Annotated in this window: 14 protein-coding genes and 1 tRNA gene; 6 read left to right on the forward strand and 9 right to left on the reverse strand. The window is 69.4% G+C overall.

Annotation, left to right across the window (positions count from 1 at the left end; all coding sequences use genetic code 11):
- Nucleotides 1-203: 203 nt before the first annotated feature.
- The 3 genes from N4G66_RS40030 to N4G66_RS40040 all read right to left on the reverse strand — a co-directional run bounded on the left by N4G66_RS40030 (nucleotide 204) and on the right by N4G66_RS40040 (nucleotide 1234).
- Nucleotides 204-416, reverse strand: coding sequence for a hypothetical protein (locus N4G66_RS40030; protein ID WP_261709228.1), 213 nt, complete (start codon nucleotides 414-416; stop codon nucleotides 204-206).
- A gap of 272 nt (nucleotides 417-688) precedes the next feature.
- A tRNA-Arg gene (locus N4G66_RS40035) sits at nucleotides 689-764 on the reverse strand.
- Between the two features lie 230 nt (nucleotides 765-994).
- Nucleotides 995-1234 (reverse strand): hypothetical protein, encoded by a 240-nt coding sequence (locus N4G66_RS40040; protein WP_261709229.1) that lies wholly within the window; start codon nucleotides 1232-1234, stop codon nucleotides 995-997.
- 595 nt (nucleotides 1235-1829) lie between these two features.
- Here N4G66_RS40040 and N4G66_RS40045 point away from each other — a divergent pair.
- Nucleotides 1830-6836 (forward strand): RICIN domain-containing protein, encoded by a 5007-nt coding sequence (locus N4G66_RS40045; protein WP_315903748.1) that lies wholly within the window; start codon nucleotides 1830-1832, stop codon nucleotides 6834-6836.
- A gap of 2 nt (nucleotides 6837-6838) precedes the next feature.
- Nucleotides 6839-7582, forward strand: a complete 744-nt coding sequence (locus N4G66_RS40050; protein ID WP_261709230.1) for a hypothetical protein — start codon at nucleotides 6839-6841, stop codon at nucleotides 7580-7582.
- A gap of 958 nt (nucleotides 7583-8540) precedes the next feature.
- Here the strand turns inward: N4G66_RS40050 and N4G66_RS40055 are convergent.
- From N4G66_RS40055 to N4G66_RS40065, 3 genes are all read right to left on the reverse strand, one after another.
- Nucleotides 8541-9257 (reverse strand): ScbR family autoregulator-binding transcription factor, encoded by a 717-nt coding sequence (locus tag N4G66_RS40055; protein ID WP_261709231.1) that lies wholly within the window; start codon nucleotides 9255-9257, stop codon nucleotides 8541-8543.
- A 183-nt stretch (nucleotides 9258-9440) separates the two neighbouring features.
- The gene (locus N4G66_RS40060; RefSeq protein ID WP_261709232.1) at nucleotides 9441-11390 is read right to left on the reverse strand and encodes an IclR family transcriptional regulator domain-containing protein; all 1950 of its coding nucleotides are present in this window, start codon (nucleotides 11388-11390) and stop codon (nucleotides 9441-9443) included.
- 254 nt (nucleotides 11391-11644) lie between these two features.
- Nucleotides 11645-12919: a M6 family metalloprotease domain-containing protein gene (locus tag N4G66_RS40065; protein ID WP_261709233.1), complete on the reverse strand. Its 1275-nt coding sequence runs from the start codon at nucleotides 12917-12919 to the stop codon at nucleotides 11645-11647.
- 519 nt (nucleotides 12920-13438) lie between these two features.
- Between N4G66_RS40065 and N4G66_RS40070 the strand changes: the two genes are divergently transcribed.
- Complete coding sequence (locus N4G66_RS40070) at nucleotides 13439-14083, forward strand: TetR/AcrR family transcriptional regulator (RefSeq protein WP_261709234.1); 645 nt, start codon at nucleotides 13439-13441, stop codon at nucleotides 14081-14083.
- A gap of 340 nt (nucleotides 14084-14423) precedes the next feature.
- On the forward strand, nucleotides 14424-15974 hold the full coding sequence (locus tag N4G66_RS40075; RefSeq protein WP_261709235.1) for an MFS transporter: 1551 nt from the start codon (nucleotides 14424-14426) through the stop codon (nucleotides 15972-15974).
- 467 nt (nucleotides 15975-16441) lie between these two features.
- Here N4G66_RS40075 and N4G66_RS40080 read toward each other — a convergent pair whose 3' ends face one another.
- The gene (locus N4G66_RS40080) at nucleotides 16442-16951 is read right to left on the reverse strand and encodes a MarR family winged helix-turn-helix transcriptional regulator (protein WP_261709236.1); all 510 of its coding nucleotides are present in this window, start codon (nucleotides 16949-16951) and stop codon (nucleotides 16442-16444) included.
- Nucleotides 16952-17088: 137 nt separating this feature from the next.
- Here N4G66_RS40080 and N4G66_RS40085 point away from each other — a divergent pair, with 137 nt between their 5' ends.
- Nucleotides 17089-17895 carry a dioxygenase family protein gene (locus N4G66_RS40085; protein WP_261709237.1) on the forward strand — a complete coding sequence of 269 codons (807 nt, stop codon included), beginning with the start codon at nucleotides 17089-17091 and terminating at the stop codon, nucleotides 17893-17895.
- Between the two features lie 183 nt (nucleotides 17896-18078).
- On the opposite strand, the gene N4G66_RS40090 is transcribed toward N4G66_RS40085, so the two are convergent.
- Nucleotides 18079-18603, reverse strand: coding sequence for a GNAT family N-acetyltransferase (locus N4G66_RS40090; protein WP_261709238.1), 525 nt, complete (start codon nucleotides 18601-18603; stop codon nucleotides 18079-18081).
- 169 nt (nucleotides 18604-18772) lie between these two features.
- Between N4G66_RS40090 and N4G66_RS40095 the strand changes: the two genes are divergently transcribed.
- Nucleotides 18773-19771: a sigma-70 family RNA polymerase sigma factor gene (locus tag N4G66_RS40095; RefSeq protein ID WP_261709239.1), complete on the forward strand. Its 999-nt coding sequence runs from the start codon at nucleotides 18773-18775 to the stop codon at nucleotides 19769-19771.
- A gap of 791 nt (nucleotides 19772-20562) precedes the next feature.
- On the opposite strand, the gene N4G66_RS40100 is transcribed toward N4G66_RS40095, so the two are convergent.
- The gene (locus tag N4G66_RS40100) at nucleotides 20563-21546 is read right to left on the reverse strand and encodes a helix-turn-helix transcriptional regulator (protein ID WP_261709240.1); all 984 of its coding nucleotides are present in this window, start codon (nucleotides 21544-21546) and stop codon (nucleotides 20563-20565) included.
- Between the last annotated feature and the right edge of the window lie 53 nt (nucleotides 21547-21599).

The raw sequence follows: 21599 nt of genomic DNA on the forward strand, positions 1-21599 counted from the left end.
CCCCATCTGGCGCGGTTGTGGCACGGGGAACCTCTGATCCGTAGCTCAAGCCAGTTCGGTCAGCGGGGTCATTCCGAACGCTTCGAGGCGCTGGAAGGGTGGCAGCGGACAGGGACGGTCGATGGGGTTGCGGTACTGCGCTGCGGTACAGCCGGCTTCGCCGGCCGATGAACCAGATCAAACACCAGCGGTTAAAACATGCCCTAGCCGCGCGGGGCGGGAACCTGCTGCCAGCCGTCGACCGACCTGGTGACGAACAGCACACGGTAGACCTCGCGGGTCCATACCGTGGCCCCTTCCCCGTGCTCGGGGAGCTCCTCGAGCGCTTCTTCTTCCGAGTCGTAGCTGTACTTCCGGCCCTTCGAGTCCCGGATCATCCACTCTCTGCCGGGCAATCCCGCGAGTCCCATAGCCATGACGATCTTCCCTCCCCTTGGTGTGGGCGAGATCGTAGTCGCTGTGGTCTCGGTAGGCCGACGATGGGCTTTGTGCTGTGGCCTCATCCTTATCAGGTCGATCACGATGAGACGGTGAGGTCGGTCAACGCAGTTGACTCTCAAAGGCCCTGTTCACTGAGGTACGGATCCGATCGCCGCTGTACGCCACTGTTGGTGTCAGCCGTTGATGTCAGATCTGGATGTCAGAAGGGGACCACCTACCGAGATCGGTAGGTGGTCCCCTTCTGAACTGGTGCCCCCGGCAGGATTCGAACCTGCGACACCCGCTTTAGGAGAGCGGTGCTCTATCCCCTGAGCTACGAAGGCGGGGATCTGTCGGAAAGCGTGTCTGAAAGTCTGCCGGGATCGGCGGACCGCTCAGGCTTGCTTGGCGACAGGTCGTGGTGGCAGCCGTGAGGGCGTAGCCACCGCGGTCAGTGTAGCGGGTGGTGCCTGATCCGAGGACGGAGAGATGTGCGCACCGGCTCAGGCGGCGAGCGCGTGGGTGATCTTGGCTCGGGCGACGGAGTTGCTCAGCCAGGCGTAGCCGATGTAGATCAGCAGGGCCGCGTCGGCCCCGTAGGCAGGGACTCTCTTGTGGGGGTAGCTCTGGTCGAAACGGGAGTGCTGGGCTCGCTGTCCTGGCGGAAGCCCTTGAGACGGTGGTCGGCATGGGTGTCCGGCGGTATCTGCCTCAGGTGCTCGGTGCGGTTGAAGCGCTGCCGCCTGGTCGAGGGGTCGGTCTCCCGGTCCTCCGGGGTTTCGTCGACTCGGATGCGCAGGGTGTGGTTCTTCACCTGACAGGGGATGGTCAGCGATCTCCTCATCGGTAGGGGTGCCTGCTCGCCGCGGATGCTGCCGCACTCACCGCCCCGGCGCCGGAACTTGCCTCGCCTGACAGCCGCAGCCGACGGGGCGCGGTTGCGCCCCGCGCAGGACACTTGGGCGGAGTCGAAAACCGGCCATACTTTGCCGGACGGACATGGACCGCACTCCACCTCCTGGACACAGGAAACGCACAGAAATTCCATGCGCCGCCGGGCCGTCGGGACCCCGACCGCGGACCATCGGGCGGCGGGAGGTTTCACGCCAGCGCCCTCACGGGCGTATCGAATCTCTGTACGAGTCTGTGTATGTCTGCATAAGGTGGCGCCGCGCATGGCGCGGAACCTGACCAGTTCCGCGTTCGCGCACGTTATTCAGCGACCGGGGGAACACCGTCGCTCACGGGGAGAGGTTGCGTCGCCATGCCGTCATTCCGGCTCGGCACATCTATCGATGCGGTTGGTCCAGCGTGCTCCTGAGCGCCCCTCAGAAGCAGATCGCCGCTCTCCACTGTTCGGCCGTTCCTCGGGCTCGTACCCCCCAGTGAACGCAGAAAGGGATGCCTCCTTGCACCCCAGACCATGGTTCCGGCTGCCCGCAGCACGAAGATCGCGAAAGCTCACCTCCGCCGTCACCTCAGCGGCTGCGCTGGCCGTTCTGGCCGCTCTCGCGGTGCAGCCCGGCTCGATCGGGCCGAACACCGAGCCGGTGGCCGACTCCTACCCCTGGTACGACGACACCGCCGCCGAGCAACTGCGCCAGGACCAGTGCCTGATGGCCGACGTACTGCGCCTGGGCGGCCCGTCGATGGCCGTGACCGCGCGGGACGGCCTCAACCAGACGCCGGACAAGCTCCACGTCCTGGCCGACCGCAAGAACTGGGAACAGACACCGCTCGCCGTCGCGTACAACAACGACCGCGACGCGGCGGGCAAGGAGATGGACGCCCTTTCCGCTCAGCGGGAAGCCTGGCAGAAGCCTCTGGACGGTCTTGCGACTCCCGGCGGGTTCACCGACGCCGACTTCCACTGGCCGCCCGACGGCGACAAGAGCTTCTACTCCCAGACCGGTCTGTCCGCCTGGGTCGCCGACCGGTTCTGGAAGACCGACTCCGACTTCTACGACGACGCCACCCCGAAAGCCGACGGCAAGACCCTCAAGGCCGTCGACCAGGTGGGCAACCCCCTCTACGGGAAGGACCCCGATCCCACCGGGACGACGCCGGCGGAGTGGAATCGCGCGCTCGCCGAGCGCAGCGCCTTTCAGTGGATGCACGGGGGCCCCGCGACGAACGCCGGCGCGGACGACGCCCGTCTCTTCCTGTCCTCCGGTGGCTTCCCGCACAGCGCGCCGCAGCCGGGCACGCCGGAGTACCGCATCGCCGTCGAGGACGTGAAGTCCCGCTTCGCCGCGTGTGGTTGGCGGGATCCGGTCGACCCGGACAGCGTACTGGGCGACATCACCTCCACGGCGGCCGGCGAGTGGCAGCAGGAGGTCACTTCGCAGGCCGCTCAGCGCAACCAGATCCTGGGCGCGAACAAGGACGCGGTCAACGCCCTGTCCAAGGGTGCGAAGGCTTTGAGCGACATGCTGGGCCAGTCCTGGGACGCCGACCATCTCACCCGGTGGCAGGCCTACTGGATGCCGGGCGGTCTGGGCTGGGTGGGCGACAGCCCCACCGTCATCGAGGTGCACGCCGCGAAGGACAAGTGCCTCGACGTCCAGGGCGGCAAGAAGGACAACGGCACGCCGGTCCAGGTCTACACCTGCAACGGCTCCGCTGCGCAGAAGTGGGTGCTGCTGGGCAGCGAGGACAAGCTGCACCTGCAGAACGTCAACTCGCTCAAGTGCCTGGACGTGGCCGGGAACAACACGGCGAACGGCACGACAATCCAGATCTCGTCGTGCAAGGACTCCACGTCGCAGACCTGGGCGTCCGAACTGCGCGGCGCCACCAGCCTGAAGAGTGTCGGTACGGGCAAGTGCCTGGACCTGCACACCTTCGACAACGGCAACGACGCCAAGCTCTACACCTGCAACGACACCGCCGCGCAGCAGTTCGACATCAAGCCGTCCGGCCACAACGGCACCGGACAGCTGGACTATCCGGACAAGGCGCAGTTCACCAAGGCGACGGCCGGCGTCGCCGCCGCGCAGGCCGCCGCGAAGAAGCAGCTCGCGGTCCTGAAGACCCAGCTTGCCGCCGCGCAGAAGGCTTCGACCACCTCGGACACGGCGATCCAGGCCGCCTACGGCATCGCCGACACCAACGGCGCGCCGCGTGGCCGTGGTCTGCTGGTCGGGCAGCAGAAGGACCAGGTCACGCAGGGTGCCGCCGCCGCGCTCGCGGCACTGGAGAAGGCCGGTGAGACCGCCGAGGCGGCCACCCGTGCCTCCGCCGGGGACAGCGCGACCATCGCGCAGCGGGCGCTGGCGCAGGCCGCCCAGTCGAAGGCGGAGTTCCGCAAGAAGGCCGCCGAGACGGCCGAGCTGCAGGCCAAGGCCGCCGCCGACGCCGCGAAGGTGCACCGGGACAACGCCAAGAAGGACAAGGAGACCGCGCAGGCCAGGCTCACCGACGCGCTGACGGCCGAGGGTGACGCCAAGGCCGCGGCCGCCGACGCGCACGCCAAGCGGCTCGCGGCGGAGGCCGAGGAGAAGACGGCCAAGGCGGAGAAGGCGAACGCCGCCGTCAAACGGTCCGAGGCCGCCGAGCACCGCCAGAACGCCGAGTCCGAGGCGACGAAGGCGAAGGACGCCAAGGACAAGGCGGAAGCCTCCGAGAAGACCGCCGGGGACCGGCGCGACGACGCGGTCAAGGCGAAGGACCACGCCAAGTCCCTGCGGGACGACGCCTGGGACGCCGAGCAGAAGGCCGACGCGACCCGCGCCAAGGCCGACGCCAAGGAGGCGTACGCCGACTCCTTGGACTCCGGTGACGCGGCGACCGCCGCCCGCACCGCCGCGAACGACGCCGACAAGGCAGCCGACGACGCCGAAACCGCCGCGGGCAAGGCGCGCTCCGAGGCCGACGCCGCCACCCGGGCGGCAGCCGACGCGGACGCCGCGGCCACCCGCGCCGAGGCCGCCGCCAAACGCGCCCGCTCCGACTCCGACGCCGCCCAGGCCGACAAGCTGAAGGCCGACGCCGCCGTCAAGACCGCCACCAGCGCGGTCGCCGACGCCATCAAGGCCTCCCAGGACGCCTCCGCCCAGGCCAAGGACGCGGTCAAACTCGCCGACGAAGCCGAACAGCACGCCAAGGACGCCAAGACCCAGGCCGACACCGCCAACACGGAGGCGGCCAAGGCACTCGCGGCAGCCGCCAAAGCCGCCGGCTACGCCCACGTCACCGCCCAGGCCGCCGTCGACGCCGGCGCAGCGGCCAAACGGGTCGCCGACCCCGCCAACGACGCCATCCAGCTCGGCTCCGCCTACGTCGACACCGATTCCGCCGCCGCCCTGGTCGTCCTGACCGGACAGGGCTCGAAGACGATCGCCGACCAGCAGCAGGCGGTCGCCGAGGCGCATGCCACGAACGCGGCGGCCGAGGCCCAGGCCGCCAAGAACCTCGCCGACCAGGCCAAGGGCGACACCAAGGAGGCCTACCAACACGCGGCCAACGCCGCCGGATACGCCGCCGACGCCCGCACGTACGCGAAGGACGCCCTTGGCTACGCCGCCGACGCCGCCAAGGCCGCATCCGCCGCCGCGTCCTCACTGGCCCGCACCGTCGACTACGACACCCAGGCCACCGCCGACGCCGCGGCCGCCGACAAGGCCGCCGGCAACGCCGCCGGCTACGCCAAGGACGCCCGCGACAGCGCCGACGCCGCCGAACTCGACGCCTCCGCCGCCCGCTCAGCCGCCACCCAGGCCGAACAGGATGCCAAGGACGCCCGAGCGGCCGCCACCCGCGCCGACACGGCCGCCACCGAGGCCGAACAGGCCGCCAAGGACGCCGACAAGTACGCCAAGGAAGCCCAGGACGCGGCCGACAGGGCCGAGAAGGCGGAGAAGGCCAAGCAGATCAACACCGGAACCGTCCCCGACGGCAACGGCGGCTCGATCGGCAACATGTTCTACATCGTCGACCACATCGAAAAGGTCGGCACCCCGGAGATCGTCAAGAAGACGGACGGCTGCGACGGCTGGATAGACAAGCTCTTCTACAAGGGCGACTGCACGATCACCGAGAAGATCCGGTACAAAGAGGTCCTCGACCTGTACCTGTGCAGTGCCAAGGGCATCGACCCGCAGAAGCTCATGTGCCCGGCCGAGGCCACGACGTATCTCGGCGAGGTCACAACCGACGAACTGTCCCAGAAGATCACGCACACCATCACGATGGCGGAGTTCCAGGCCAACATCGATCCGGTCGACATCCTCTTCGGCAGCTGGATCAAGTGCGCCCAGAAGTTCACCTCCGGTTTCGAGAGCGGCAGCTGGAGCGGCTGCGCCTGGGCGTCCGTGGACGTCGCGAGCCTGTTCGCCGGCAAGCTCCTCAAGCCCCTCGCGGACGCGATCCGCGCCGTGGACGCCTCGATCATCACCGGCGTCGGCATCAGGGACGCGTTCCGGGCGCTCAAGGCTCTCGACGGCGTGGACGCGACAGCGGTGGCCGCGATCGAGGCCGAGGTCGACCTCTACGAGGACGTGATGACCGCGTGCCGGCGGAACAGCTTCCCGGGCGGCACCCAGGTTCTCATGGCGGACGGAGGCCACAAGGCGATCCGCGACGTCAGCGTCGGTGACCTGGTCCGCGCAACCGACCCGGAGACCGGCCGGGCGTCCGTGCGGCGGGTCGTCAACACCATGAGGCACGACACCCGTCGACTCGTCGAGATCTCGGTGGCCGACGGGAAACTGTCCAGCACGGCGGGCCACCGCTTCTTCGTCGAGGGACGCGGCTGGACCCTGGTTTCCGCCCTGCACGTGGGCGACAACCTGCGAACGCCGAACGGCACCTTCCGGACCGTGACGGCCCTCGAGGACCGGGCCGGTCTGGCACCCCGCGAGGTCTACGACCTGACGGTCGACGGTATCCACACGTTCTACGTCAGCACCGAAGGTGCCCACCCGCAGAACCTCCTCGTCCACAACTGCCAGGACATCGTCGCCGACGAGGACGTCGAAGGGGCTCACACCATCGACCAGCACGTGGACCCGAACGACGGCGCCATGGAGACGAAGGCCCTCGAAAACACGAAAGGCATCGCCACGCGCTGGGCCAGTCTCGACATCGCTCGAGAGGCCGTCGACAAGGCCGTCACCCAGTGGCTCGACCACGATCCGAACCACCTGCAACAGCTCGTCAAATGGCAGAACAAGCAGGCGCAGAGAAGGGCCCAGGGGAAGCTGCTGGAACTCAAGACGATCCGCTGGGAGGTGAGGGACGTCGAGACCAGGGGCGGACCGATAGGCTACAAGTGGGTCAAGAAGAGCGAAACTGCCGCCGAAAAGAGCGCGGTGACCTCCAAGTGGGTCATCGTCCAGCTCAAATACATCGGCAAGGGCAACCGTGCGCACCCTCATGGCAAATGGGTCGTATACACCTCCTATCTGGAAGGGTGACCGTGGCCCACGAGCACGAGAGCGATGTCGAGGACGATTTCGTCGAGGTCGAATTCATCGAAGACATCTACGTGACGGACATCGGGCTGACCTGGCTGGCCTCGCGATGGGAAGTGCTGGAGGAGTTCTACAGGGAGCACTTCCCGTCCCGTGCCGTCGCCCCCGGCCCCGTCAGGGTGTGGCTCATGCTGGCGGAATCATCGGCCGACCAGTTCGACCGCTCCAAGGCCGCCCAACTGGGCCAGGACATCCAGCGGCTCCTGCGCTCACCGCTGTCGGACGAGACGATCCGCACGGTGTGGCTCGCCGCCACGCACGGCATCCTCGACCCTGGCGAGCACGGCATGACGGCCCGTACCTGGCTGCAGCGGATCGAGGAGGCGTGGCTGGCCCGCGTGCACCAGGACGATCCGGCGTTCGTGCCTCCGCCACCACAGCCGGTGGTGGACGAGGAGCTGCGGCGGACGGTGATCCAGGTGATCCACACGGTCGCGGAGCCCTTGGGCCTCGCCTCGGAGACGCCCCCGTACGGGCTTCCGGTGACCGGCCTGGTCCCCGCGCTGGAGCGGGTGGTCACCGAGGCGTGCGCCGACCTCGGCTACCGGCTCTTCCTGCGCGCGGTGAAGGCCTACTTCGTGCCGGTGCCGGCCGACGGGGACACCTACGGCAAGTTCGTCGCCCTCGGTGAGCGCTTCGGCTACCCGTACTGGGTCGTGCGCGAGGGGCTCAACGACCGGACCGACTGACGCCGAGGTGTGGGGCGGGCGGACAGGCTCCGCCCGCCCCACGCGGCACGTCGTGGCCATCGACGAGAACCATTGCGAAGCCTTCACCGCCCTCGGTGAGTGCTTCGGCTACCCGGAGTTCCTCGTGGACGACAACCTCAACGTCGGATAGGGCCGACCTGGCCTGACAGCACACGGGCCCCGCCGAGCCAAAGGCCACGGCTCGGCAGGGCCCGTCTCGTGAACCAGTGGGGACGGCCGGACCGCGTAACGCACCCCACCCCGCACCCCCGTTCAAACTCCGTTAACAGAAGACACTGATCTCACCGGTCTCCTCGATGCACCGGAGTGCCCACCGGCCCGAGCGCGGCGGAGAAGACCCCGTCGGATCCGACTTCGAACGCGAAGACCGCAACGTCATCTGGACCAGTCGCCCGCGGTCGTAGGCGGACGGCGAGACAGCCTCAACGAGTAGAGCGCCACCACCGCACGGCATCGGGGCGCTACTCGGCGGAGGCCGACGAGACACAGCTCTACGCGGCGAGGGTGATCGGGGTGGGGAGTTCTGGAGTTTTTCGCTCGCGACGGGCGGTCCGCTGGCCGGTCGGTGCGCACCGGTTGGGGCGTTTTGAAAACCAGGGCCGGCCGTTTGGTGGCTCTGCGCGCTAAGGCGCTGACCTGGGCTTCGGGGGTTTTCGACAGATCTCACGAAGGCGTGCGGATCGTGGATGGAGGCTGGGCCTCGTGTCCCCCAGGGCGCGGGGTGTTCCAGTGGTGCGTCCGGTGGGGTGCCGATAGGCGTGCCCGAGCCGCAGGCGAAGGCCCCGTGCCGCGGGTGAGCAAGGACGCGCCTTGCATCGCCGGTGAGTCGAGTGGTCCTGTACCGCAGGTGAGCCGGGTGAGCCGGGTGAGCCGGGTGAGCCGGGTGAGCCGGGTGAGCCAGGTGAGCCAGGTAAGCCGGGTGGTTCTGGGGTGGGGGTCAACTTGTCGGGAGGTCTGACAGGGCTGGGCGTGTCAGGTGGAGCATGCGGGTCAGCCGCTGGTCTCCTGTTTCGTCCAGGGAGTGCGGGGCGAGGCGGGGGCCGGAAGCGCGTTGCGGGTGGGGGAGTGGCCGGGGGCTGGGGGAGGCGGGGAGGCGGGGCAGGGCCGTGGTGCCGGTGATCATGGACAGCATCAGGACGGCGGCCGCGCGGACATCGACGTCGGGGAGCAGCGAGCCGTCGCCGCGTGCACGGCTCAGGGTTCTGTGCAGGGCGCCGAGCCAGTTGAGGTGACAGTGGAGTGACGGGTCGCCGGGTGTCCTGATCTCCTGGGCCAGGCGCACGCCCGCGCGGACGGTCGTGTCGGTTTCGAGGAGTTCCACGAGGGTGTGGGCCATGGCGGTGGCGATCTCGAAGGCCGGGGTCTCGCGCCGCGCCAGCTTCACGAGTGCGGCGTCCGACGTGGCGCAGGCCTCCGCCTGGACGGCACGGGCGAGATCGGACTTGGCCGAGAAGTGGAAGAACAGGGCGCCCTTGGTCACCTGCGCGCGTTCACTGATCGCGGACAGGCTGGCACGTTCGTAACCGGCCTGGTCGAACACGGTCGAGGCGGCCCGGATCAGGTTGCGCCTGGTCCGCTCGGACCTCTCCTGCCTCACCACGACGCGACCACCCGGACGCTCCTTGTCGTTCGGCTGCTGTTCGTCCTGCCGCAAGCGACGCTAGGAACCTGCTTTTGGATCTGTCAACGGGGCCGTCTCACGCAGATCATCTTCACGCCATGGTGGTAATTCCCCTACGGGAAGAGACAGTTCGAGGGGCGGAGAGACAATTCGAGGGGTGGAAGAGACGGTGAGGGAGCACGGGGAGTCCTGCGCTCGGCGGCTCCGGCGTTCCTCTCAGCTCAACTGCACTCGACCGTAGCGGCCCGCGATGTGCAGGTCCGCCTCGATGCGGCTCGCCGTCGCGTGGAGTTCGGGCAGTACGTCACTGACGCACGCCTCGGCGGTACGGCGACTGCTGTGCATGGCGACGTTCACCGCGGCCACGGCCCGTCCGCCTCGGTCGCGCACCGGGACGGCGATGGACCGCAGGCCCTGCTCCAACTCCTCCTCGACCATGGCGTATCCGGCCTTCCGCACCCGGTTCAGTTCGGTCCTGAACCGCTCCGGGTCCGTGATGGTCCGCGGGGTCAATGGAGTCAACGGGTGCAACCGCTCCGGCAGTCCGCCGTCCAGTACCTCCATCGCGCGGGCCTCCGGGAGATCGGCCAGGATCACTCGGCCCAGAGAGGTGGCGTACGCGGGCAGCCGGGTGCCGACGGTGACGTTGACGCTCATGATGCGGCGGGTGGAGACGCGCCCGGTGTACTGGATCTCGTCGCCGGTCAGCACCGCGAGCGACACCGAGTCGTGGAGCCGCTGGGAGAGTTCGGCCAGATGCGGGGCCGCGATCTCGGGGAGCGAGGTCCGTGAGAGTGGCGGGAAGCCGAGGCCCAGGACGCGCGGGGTGAGCCGGAAGACGCGGTCGTGGGTGGTGACGTATCCGAGGTGTTCCAGCGTGATCAGGGCGCGGCGGGCGGTCGCGCGGGCGAGTCCGGTCGCCTGCGCGACCGCGGTGAGGGTCAGTTCGGCCCGGCCCTCGCCGAAGGCGGTGATCACGGTCAGTCCGCGGGCCAGCGACTCGACGAACTCCCGCCCCAGCTCCTGCTTGGAGGCGCCGGTCCAGTCGGCGAGCCCGGAGGGGGGCGTGACGTTCCCGGCCGTCCCGGTGTCGACTCGCTTGTTGCTCTCCGTGGGCGGAGTCCTCCGCTCCGGCGTCGGCTCCCGGTCGAGGGCCAACGTCCGTTCCATCTCGGCAACAGCCGTCCGCAGACGCGGCAGCAGCGCGTCCCGCAGGTCGGCGGCGCTGTGCCGGCTCGTATGACTCACCACGTTCACCACGCAGGCGATCCGACCCGACTCCCGTACGGGCATCGAGACGGCGACAAGACCCGGTTCGATCAGCTGGTCGTCCAGCGCCCAGCCCACCCGGCCCGCTTCGGCCGCCCGTTGCTCGAAGTCATCGCCGACAGCGGGGAGTTGGGCGACAGGGAATGCGGTGGCGTCCGCCCTTCCCTCGTACGGTCTGCTCCGTGCCGGCACGGCTGGGAAGCCGCGGTCCTCCGGATCGGCCGCGCGGCGCTCCCGCCATCGTGTCCACTCCTGTTCGCTCCACTCGGAAGCGAACAGGGGGCCCGGCGCGGTGCGTTCGGCGGGGAGCAGGTCGCCGATGCGGAAGCTCAGGGACATCGCGCGGCGCCGGGTCGCCTGATGGATGAAGCGGACGCCGTCCCGGTCACCGACGGCCAGGGACACCGACTCGTCGAGTTCGTCGGCGAGCGCGTCGGCATGCGCGTCCAGGAGGCGGGGAAGCCGGAGGGCGGCGAGGTAGGCGTTGCCGAGTTCCATCAGGCGGGGGGCCAGTACGGCGTCCCGCCCGTCGAGGCGTACGTATCCCATGCGTGCGAGGGTCGCCGTGATCCGGTCGACGGTGGACCGCGCGAGCCCGGTGGACCGTTCGAGTCCGCTCAGACTGGACACCCCGTCCGCCTCGGTCAGCCGCCGGAGTACGGCGATGCCCCGGATGAGCGGCGTGACCGCCTCGTCGGGCGCCTCGGCCCCGGCAGTCCCTGCGGCTCCGGCAGTCCCGGGCCCGGAGACGGACGCCCCGGACCCTTTGTCCGTCCCGGCCCCGGTGGCCGACGCTCCGTTGCCCGACCCCGTGGCCTGCCCGGCATGTGACGGACTGCCGTTCCGGGGTGTGACGTTCGGGGACGTGACGTTCGACGACGTGGGGCTCGATGACATGGGGCTCGATGGCATGGGCTCTCCGATGCGGCTCTCAGAAGAGTCACCGTTTGGCGGATCTCAGATGAGCCACCGTGTGGCGGATCTCAGAAGAGCCACGGTAGTGCTTGCGCGGCCGCAGCCGCGGGTCGGCCGCTTCCCGGCACGGGCACCGGTCTGCCGCGCGCGCCCCTGCCCGTCCGGTTGTCCGTCCGGCCTCCGACGGGGCTGCCAGTCCGGTCGTCCGGCGCCTCGCCCGGCGGCTCGTCCGGCGGTCAGTGGCGCGTCACGTACACCCGATACTTCCCTGCGGCGTCCGCCGACGCGACCTGGACGGTGAGCCCCGCCTTCGCGTCCTTGAAGGTCTCACCGGGGGAGAAGGGCGCGTCGGAGAGTTCGGCCTGGACGTTGGGAGAACGGGTGCAGCCGCCGCTGTCGCGGTGGGAGTCGTACACCGTGACGGGCCCGTTCCCGGTGTCCACGTCCGCGTCGACCTTGTAGACGAGTACGCCGGGGTGGCAGACCGCGGAGTCGTTGCCCGCGCGGGTGCGCAGTTCGAGGACGTACCCGCTCCGGGCGCTGGTGGGTATGACGACCAGCTTGGGGCCGCCGCGCACGGCCAGCGGGGTCAGCCGGTACGCGCTGGTGCCGCGCGCCGCAGCGCAGCTGACCTGGGAGGCGTCGAGCCAGCCGAGTTTCCACTTGTGCCAGCCCAGGAGGTCGTTGTCGGCCCCCCAGTCCTCGCTCATGATGTCCCAGTGGCCGACCGCGCCGCCGCCGTCCTGGGTGTACAGGTCGGGCAGGCCGAAGGTGTGGCCGTTCTCGTGCGGCAGTACCCGGTAGCCGGTGTCGGAATAGGAGCCCGAGCCGTCGTCCTGGCGGCTGTAGACGAAGGACGCGTTGGCGACCGGGACGCCGTCGGCGACCGGCGCCTCGGTGTTGCCGGCGAAGGTCACGGACAGCACGGTGTCCAGCGCGGAGGGCCCGGCATTGGGGGTGACCAGCACGTTCAGGATGTCGTACGAGCGGAAGTCCACCTCGGGATCGGCCGCGGCCACGATGTCCTGGACCAGTTCGCGGTACCCGGGGTCGAAGGGTGCGCCGCGTTCTATGCCGTACGCCTTGAAGGGCTTGGGCATGCGCAGCCAGTGCCGGACGGGGGCTTCGGGGCGGTAGTCGAGGCGGCCGTAGGAGGCGGTGCGGAACCATTCCTGCGTCTTCGGGAAGAACTCGTCGTACCGGTCGAGAGCGCTGCCCTTGCCGGGCGCGTCGGAGAAGTCGACCATCAGGGTCAGGGCCCGGAGGGTGCCGGTGGAGCGGGCGTAACCGGGTGTGGTCGGGATGCCTTCCCCCATCTGGACCCCGGACGGGCCGTTGATCATGCAGGGGCCGAGCGCCGTGGAGCGGGCCAGCGCGGTGGAGCCCGCCGTGGCGGAGCCGACCGTCAGGTGTCCGGTGCCGGCGGAGGTGCTGACCGCCAGCGTCAGCACGGTCACCGTGGCGAGCGCGGCCACACGGCGCGGGCGTATCCGGCGGCTGGACGGCTGCATGCGGGGGTCCTTCGCTCCACGGCAGCCACCGGTCTCCGACTGCGCCCTTTCGATCACCCTGAGTCGCCGACGCGCCGGGCGCGCGCTGGATGGGCCCGATCGGGTTTATCTCCGGGAGGACCTGAAACGGTTTCCTCCCGGGAGGGCAGAGCGGGGTTGCGGGGTCTCCGGAGGCCGAGCGGGAGACCGGGCGGGTTGCCGGAGGAGGCCGGGGCGGGAGACCGGGCGGGAGGTCGGAGGAGGCCCGGTGGGAAGCCGGGTGCGTTGCCGGAGGAGGTCCGGTGGGAGGCGGGGGAGACCGGGGTGGCCGGGCGGAATCCCAGGTCGGGGCCGATGGCCCGGAGGGGGCAGGGCTACCGGTCGGTCGCTCCCGGCGGTGATGTGACGCAGGTCACAGATTTCTCTTCCCGGTCGGGAAATAACCGGGGATCGTTTCCCCGTTTAGCCATACGTCCGAGCGAAACGGGGAGCGAATCCCCGGATCGCACTCAGGCTCCGAGATGCTTCGAGGAGTACGCCGTGGAGACCGCAACCCCCGTGCAGCGTCGAGTGGCCCGGCCCCGTGCCGACGCCCTGCGCAACCGGGAGCGGATCGTCGCCGCCGCCCGTGAGATGTTCGTCGAGTTCGGCGCCGAGGTGCCGTTCGACGAGATCGCCCGCCGGGCCGGTGTCGGCAACGCCACGCTGTACCGCAACTTCCCCGACCGCGACGCCCTCGCCCGCGAGGTCGTGTGCTCGGTGATGGACCGCACCTCGGAGTGGGTCGAGGAGGCGCTCGCCGAAGGCGGTGACGCCTTCGAGTCGCTGAGCGGCTTCGTGCACTTCGCCGCCGATGAGCGGATCGGTGCCCTGTGCCCGATGCTCTCCGAGAACTTCGACCAGAACCATCCCGACCTGGTCGCCGCGCGCGACCGGATCACCGACCTGCTTCAGCAGCTGATGGCCCGCGCCCGCGAGGCCGGTCAGCTGCGCCCCGACGTCGAGTTGGGCGATCTGATGGTCGCTGTCAGCCAGCTCACCAGGCCGCTGCCCGGCACCGCGTGCCAGGGCATCGACCGCTTCGTGCACCGTCATCTGCAGCTGCTCCTGGACGGTATGCGGGCTCCGGCCCGCTCCGAACTGCCCGGAGTGGCCGCCAACCTGGAGGAACTGCGACGAGCGTGACCGATGCGTCAGGTGCCGGACCGATCGGCCGACGACCGATTGATCGACGACCGATCAGACCGTTTGCCGGCACCTCGGCCGACGGATCGACCGACAGTCGGAGTGACCGGTCGATCGGGGACCGATGAGCCCGGCACCGAAGGCCGGTCAGAACTCGTAACCCTGCTCGTACCCGACAACCACTCATAGCTCGTACAGCTCGTACGGCTTGCACTCATCACGCGCGAGGTGCGCTCGTCATCAGGGACGAGTCGTGCCGAGGCGCTTCCGGCCGTCACCGTCGACGAGCCGTCCCCTTTCACTGAATTTTTCGCTACGAAGTCCCGGAGTGGGTACCCCCATGTCTGAAACAGGAACCATCAAGGCAGTCCCGGACCCAGCGTCCGACGCGCACAGCAACCGTTGGAAGGCGCTCGTCTTCATCGCGCTCGCCCAGTTGATGGTGGTGCTCGACGCCACGATCGTGAACATCGCGCTGCCCTCCGCCCAGCAGGACCTGGGTATTTCGGACGGCAACCGGCAGTGGGTCGTCACGGCCTATGCCCTCGCCTTCGGCGGTCTGCTCCTCTTCGGCGGCCGTATCGCCGACCTGTGGGGTCGCAAGCGGGCGTTCGTCGTGGGTCTGGTGGGCTTCGCCGCGGCCTCCGCGCTCGGCGGTGCGGCGCAGAGCGGCGGGATGATGTTCGGCGCCCGCGCCCTCCAGGGTGTGTTCGGCGCGCTGCTGGCGCCCGCGGCCCTTTCGCTGCTCGCCGTGATGTTCACCGACGCCAAGGAGCGCGCCAAGGCCTTCGGCATCTACGGGGCGATCGCGGGTGGCGGTGGCGCCGTCGGCTTCATCCTCGGCGGTGTCCTCACCGAGTACATGAACTGGCGCTGGACCTTCTTCGTCAACATCCCGTTCGCGATCGTCGCGGCCGCGGGAGCGTACTTCGTCATCCGTGAACCCAAGGGCGGCCGCAACCGTTCGCCGCTCGACATCCCCGGCGTGGTCCTGTCCACCCTCGGTCTGGTCTCCCTCGTCTACGGGTTCACCCGCGCCGCGTCCGACGGCTGGGGCGACTCCATGACGGTCGGCCTGTTCGTGGCCTCGGCCCTGCTGCTGGCCGCGTTCGTCCTCACCGAGTCCAAGGTCAAGGCCCCGCTGCTGCCCCTGCGTGTCATCACCGAGCGCAACCGCGGCGGCGTCTACCTCTCCCTCGGTCTCGCGATCATCGCGATGTTCGGCACGTTCCTCTTCCTCACGTACTACCTGCAGATCGTGAAGGGCTACTCGCCGATCTCGACCGGCTTCGCCTTCCTGCCGATGATCGCGGGCATGATCACGGGCTCCACGCAGATCGGTGCCCGGCTGATGACCCGGGTCGCACCGCGGCTGCTGATGGGTCCCGGCTTCCTGGTCGCCGCGCTCGGCATGCTGCTCCTGGCGCAGCTGGAGATCGGTTCGTCGTACGTCTCCCTGGTGATGCCGGCGATGCTGCTGCTCGGCCTCGGTATGGGTACGGCGTTCATGCCGGCCATGTCGCTGGCCACGCACGGTATCGAGCCGCGTGACGCCGGTGTCGCCTCCGCGATGGTCAACACCTCGCAGCAGGTCGGCGGTGCGATCGGTACGGCCCTGCTGAACACGATCGCCGCCTCCGCGACCACCGCCTACATCAAGGACCACATGGCGGGCGCCGGCACCAAGGCGCAGCAGCAGCTCGTCCAGGCGGAAGGCATGGTGCACGGCTACAGCAACGCGATCTGGTTCGCTGTCGGCATCCTCGTGGTCGCCGCGGGAATCGCCTTCACCCTGATCAACACCGGCCGTCCGGACGCCTCGGCGGTCGTCGGCTCCGGCACGGGCGAGGGCGCGCAGGACGAGCTGAAGGTGCCCGTCATCGCGCACTGACCCCGCGACCGCCCCGTACTCCGGTACTTCCGTAGCCCGCACTCCGGTGCTTCGCGTACGGACGGGGGTGGGGACGCCTCGTCCGTACGACTTCCAGAGACTGCCCCGGTTCCACGCACGACGGAGCCGGGGCGGTCCCCTGCCCGGACACTGGGGACTGCCCGCGTCCGTTGCCCGCCGTCCGGACTGGGCAACCCCCGTGTCCGCCGTCCGCCGTCCGGATTCGGCAACCCCCGCGTCTCCCGTCCGCCGCCTGCCGCCCGGGCTCGGGACCCCACCCGTGTCAGCCGTCCGCACTCCGGACTTCCGCGTCTGTGACCTGATCCGAGCGGTAGCCCGAAGGGCAGCCGAGCGACACCGAAGGGCAGTCGAGTCGTAGCCGTGCGACAGCCGAACGACAGCCGAGTCGTAGCCGTGCGACAGCCGAGGGCTGGACGGGCAGTCGAGTGGTGGCCAACCGGCAACCTTTAGCGCAGCCAGGGCAGATCCGCGCCCGCGTCCTTCGGCTGGAGACCCTCGGCGATGATCCGCATGGCCTCGCCGAAGGCCTTCTGCTGGTCCGCGCCGAGCCGGTCGAACAGGGCCTGGCGTACGGCGGCCACATGGCCCGGCGCGGTGCGCCGCAGCACCTCGTAGCCGTCGTCGGTCAGGACCGCGAACTGCCCCCGCTTGTCGGACGGGCACTCCTCGCGGCGTACCCAGCCGCTCTTCTCCAGGCGCGCGACGGCGTGCGAGAGCCGGGAACGGGTGATCTTCGCGTTCATGGCCAGTTCGGTCATCCGCAGCCGGCGCCGCGGTGCCTCGGCCAGCTGCACGAGCAGGCCGTAGTAGATGTGCGGCATGCCCGCGTCGCGCTGGAGCTGGCGGTCGAGGTGGTCCTCCAGGAGGGTCGTGGCGTGCATGTACGCGCGCCAGATGCGCTGTTCCTCGTCGGTGAGCCAGCGCGGCTCTTCAGCGGGAGCGGATGCCGTGTTCATGTACTCCACTGTACGAGCCCCTTCTTGAAACTTAAACAAAGTCGCCGTAGTCTCGACAAAGAACTTGAGACTTTAAGCAAATGCTTCAAAGATCAAGCACTGCCGCCGTACGATTGAACTCTCTGGAGGGAGCCGCCATGTCCGCCGCCACCGAGGAGCGCCCCGCGTCGGAGCGCATGCCCGCCCTCTATCTCAGCCATGGTGCCCCGCCGCTCGCCGACGACCCGGTCTGGCCCGGCCAGCTCGCCGCCTGGTCCGCCGACCTGCCCCGCCCCAAGGCGATCCTCATGGTCTCCGCCCACTGGGAGGAGGCCCCGCTCGCCCTCGGCGCGATCGAGGCGGTCCCCCTCGTTTACGACTTCTGGGGCTTCCCCGAGCACTACTACCAGGTGACGTATGCCGCTCCCGGTGCTCCGCGGCTCGCCGAGTCCGTACGGAAGCTGCTGCGTGCGCCCGGTACGCCGGTGCAGGACATCCCGGACCGCGGACTCGACCACGGTGCGTACGTCCCCCTGGTGGAGATGTTCCCCGAGGCGGACATCCCGGTGCTCCAGATCTCCATGCCGACACTCGACCCGGTCCGGCTGTTCGAGATCGGCCGGAAGCTGGCGCCCCTCCGCGACGAGGGCGTGCTCATCGTCGGCTCCGGCTTCTTCACCCACAATCTCGCCGCCCTGCGTCACACCGGCGGGGGAGTCCCCACCTGGTCGAGCGAGTTCGACGACTGGGGACACCGCGCGCTGGAGGCCGGTGACGTGGACGCGCTGCTCGACTTCGAGCGCAAATCTCCGGCGGGCCGGCTCGCCCACCCGCGTACCGAGCACTTCGCCCCGCTCTTCGTGACCATGGGCGCGGCGGACGCTTCCGGAGAGCTGGACGGGCAGCGGTCCGTGATCGACGGATTCTGGCTGGGTATGGCGAAGCGATCGGTGCAGTTCGGCTGAGCGCCCAGGCGTTCCCGATCCGGGGCGACTGGAACGCCGCGCGGCTTGAACGGTGCGTGATGCGAACGGCATGTGGCTTGAACGGCGCGTCACTTGATCGGAGAGTGATCTGAACGGTGCGTGACTGAACGGCGCGTGACCTGAATAGCGCGTGATCCGAACGGCGCCCCTGGAGGGCGAGTTCTAGCGGGAGAGTTCCTTCTCGTACCAGGCGACGTCCCAGTAGCGGCCGAATTTGCGGCCGACCTCCCGGTAGGTGCCGATGTGCTGGAACCCGAAGCGTTCGTGCAGGCGCACGGACGCTTCGTTGGGCAGCGCGATGCCCGCGTAGGCGCGGTGCAGGTCCTCGGTGGCGAGCGCCGCCAACAGGGCCTCGTAGAGGAGCGTGCCGACGCCGCGGCGGGCGGCGTCCGGGGCGACGTAGACCGTGAGCTCGACGGAGGTCGCGTAGGCGGGCTTCGCGCGAAAAGCGCTGGATGTGGCGTACCCAAGAATCGCCTGTGATTCCGTGTCCGTGGCAACCATCAGGCGGTGCGGTCCGTCTTCAGGGTGGGAGAGCAGCCACGGACGACGTTCTTCCGGCGTGAAGACGTCGGTGTCGAATGTGATGGGCGTCTCACGTACGTAGTGGTTGTAGAGGTCCGTGAGCGCGCCGAGGTCGGCTGCGACTCCCGGCCTGACCTGCACATCTGTACGTTCTGACCGCATCAGCCCTCCTGTGTGGTGCGACAGGATACTGCATGATCAGAAAAATCAAGGTGCGGGTTGGGAATTCTGTCCTGATTCCAGTCGTTGTTTCCATCAGATGCCGGGCACCCGGGAGGGTGAAACCCGATGTCCAGGACCACCCGCAAGCCCACCACGCAAGGGAGCACGCATGGCAACCCGTGCCGTCGCCCGTCGTAAGTCCGCCACCGGCGGGACCGCCGACGCGGCACGCAGTGTTCGCGCCGGAGGCGGCGAAATCGCCGACCGCGACCTGGTCGGCATGTACCTCGACGAGATCGCGCGAACACCGCTGCTCGACGCCGCCAAGGAAGTCGAGTTGTCCCAGGTCATCGAGGCGGGTGTGTTCGCGCGGCAGATCCTCGACGGCGAGGCGGAGGCCGAGGCGGACGCGTCCCGTGAGGAGCTGGAGGCGCTGTTCGCCGACAGCGAGCGCGCGAAGGACGTATTCATCCGGTCGAACCTCCGGCTGGTCGTGGCCGTGGCGCGCCGTTACCCGCGCAGCGGCCTGCCCCTGCTCGACCTGATCCAGGAGGGGAACGCCGGCCTGGTGCGCGCGGTCGAGAAGTTCGACTACCGCAAGGGCTTCAAGTTCTCGACGTACGCCACCTGGTGGATCCGGCAGGCCATCACCCGTTCCATCGCCGACCAGTCGCGCACGATCCGCCTCCCCGTCCATCTGGTCGAGGAACTGGGCAGGATCCGTCGCGTGCAGCGCGAGTTCAACCGTGAGAACGGGCGGGAGCCCGAGCACACGGAGATAGCCGCCGAGCTCGGTTCGACGCCGGAGCGCGTGGGCGATGTGCTGGACTGGGCCCGCGACCCGGTCTCACTGAACATGGCGGTGGACGACGAGGGCGAGACCCAGTTCGGCGATCTGCTGGAGGACACCTCGGCCGTGTCGCCCGAGCAGTCGGTTCTCACGCTGCTGCGCAGCGAGGAGCTGGACGACCTGATCGGCCACCTCGACCAGCGCACCGCCTCCATCATCAAGATGCGGTACGGCATCGAGGACGGCCGGGAGCGGACGCTCACGGAGGTCGGCAAGGAGCACGGGCTCACGCGCGAACGCATCCGCCAGATCGAGAAGCACGCCCTGCTCGAACTGAAGAAGCTGGCGCGCGACACCGGATTCGACGCGGCGGCGTAGCGACAGAGGTGTGCGCGGAGCGTACGGGGGGAGTCGGGTGAGCGGGGTGAGTGGGCCGTACGGGTTCATTCACCGCGGGTGTGCGAGACCCGCCTTGCCCGGTCCGCGCACGGGCACGCAGGCCACGTTGGCCACAAGTCGACCAGACATGGCCATGTAAGGCCGCTTCAACCTGCTGGGCTCTGGGAACAAGACTTCAGGGCCCACGCTTCAGAGCCCCACCGGGCGGAAGTGCACCGCCCCCAAGAACCGAGTCCCGACGCACACCCCCCCCGCGCCGGGACTCTCCCAGAGCCGAGCTTCGGCGCCTCCCCCCCCTGGCGCCGAAGCTCGGCTCCACTTCTGTTCCGGGGGTCGGGTTCTGTTCCGGGGGCGAGCCGAGACCTGGAGCCACGGATTCGACTGTGGGCCCCCGCGTTCTTCGGGTCAGGTCTTCGAGCCGTGGTTCGAGCGCGTCGAGTCGGGGACGCGCCGGGGTCCGATTCGGTCGGGGCAGGTTTTCGGGCCAACGTCTTCGAGTCTTCGGGCCAAGGTCTTCGAAACGGGGCCGAGCGGCAGTGAACGGGGCGCGCGCGATGCGGTTTCCGGGCAGGATCGTGATGCCGTTTCCGGGCAGGGTTTGCGATGCCGTTTCCGGGCGGGATCGCGCTGCGGTTTCCGGGCAGGACGGGGACGGGCCACCCCGAACCTGAACCCCGGGGTGACCCGGATGGCAGATTCTGCCACAGCGGCATAACCTGCCGTCCCTGACGGCCCGGCGGGTGTCACCGGCCCGCACGCCCTGTCGACCGTCAAGCGCCGTCAGTCTGCGGCACTCCCCCCGCCCGGCTCAGCCGCGCACCCAAGTCCCTCACGTACTCCACCAGTTCCCTCGGACCCCGCACCGCGAACTCACAGCCGACCATCGCGATCCGCACCGCCAGCCACTCCACCGAGTCACCGGTGGAGGCCCGCAGGCGGCAGCTGTGCTCGTCGATCGGCTCGGGCGCACCGACCCACGCGGGCACGCGCGCCGCGACGAAGTCGGCCGGCGCGGCGAAGACGACGTCGAACGCGTACGTCTCCTGACGCCGGTACATCGACTGCCGCAGGAATTCGGCGGCGTTGCCGGTCGGCAGTTCGCGGGGTGCGAACCGGGCCCCCGTCGCGAAGGGCTCGGTCACCCGGTCGACGCGGAAGGTCCGCCAGTCCTCACGGTCGAGGTCGTACGCGACGAGGTACCAGCGGCGGCCGGTGGAGACCAGCCGGTAGGGCTCGGTCAGCCGCCGCGACGGTGTTCCGTCCCCGGAGCGGTACGCGAACCGCAGCCGCTCCCCTCCCGCGATGCTCGACGCCATCACGGTGAGTGTCTCGGGCGCGATGCTCGCGCCGTCTCCGCTGGTCAGGGGTGTGGTCGCGGCCTGAAGCGTGGACACGCGATGGCGCAGCCGGGACGGCAGCACCTGCTCCAGCTTGGCGAGGGCCCGCACCGAGGCCTCGTCCACGCCCGCGACCGCGTGCCCGGCGCCGGCCCGCAGGCCCACCGCGATGGCCACGGCCTCCTCGTCGTCGAGGACGAGCGGCGGCATCGCCTTGCCTGCCACCAGCCGGTAACCGCCGTCCGCGCCCTTGGTCGCCTGCACCGGATAACCCAGCTCGCGGAGCCGGTCGATGTCGCGGCGAACCGTGCGCCGGGACACCCCGAGGCGCTCGGACAGCTCGCCGCCAGGCCACTCGCGGGGCGTCTGCAGGAGGGAGAGGAGCTGGAGAAGCCTCGCCGGCGTATCGGTCGTCATGTTTTCCAGGGTGCCGCAGAACTAGGACATGATCTGACCTAATCAGCGCCTAC

The sequence above is a fragment of the Streptomyces rhizosphaerihabitans genome (assembly GCF_025399795.1).
Classification (GTDB): Bacteria; Actinomycetota; Actinomycetes; order Streptomycetales; family Streptomycetaceae; genus Streptomyces; species Streptomyces rhizosphaerihabitans.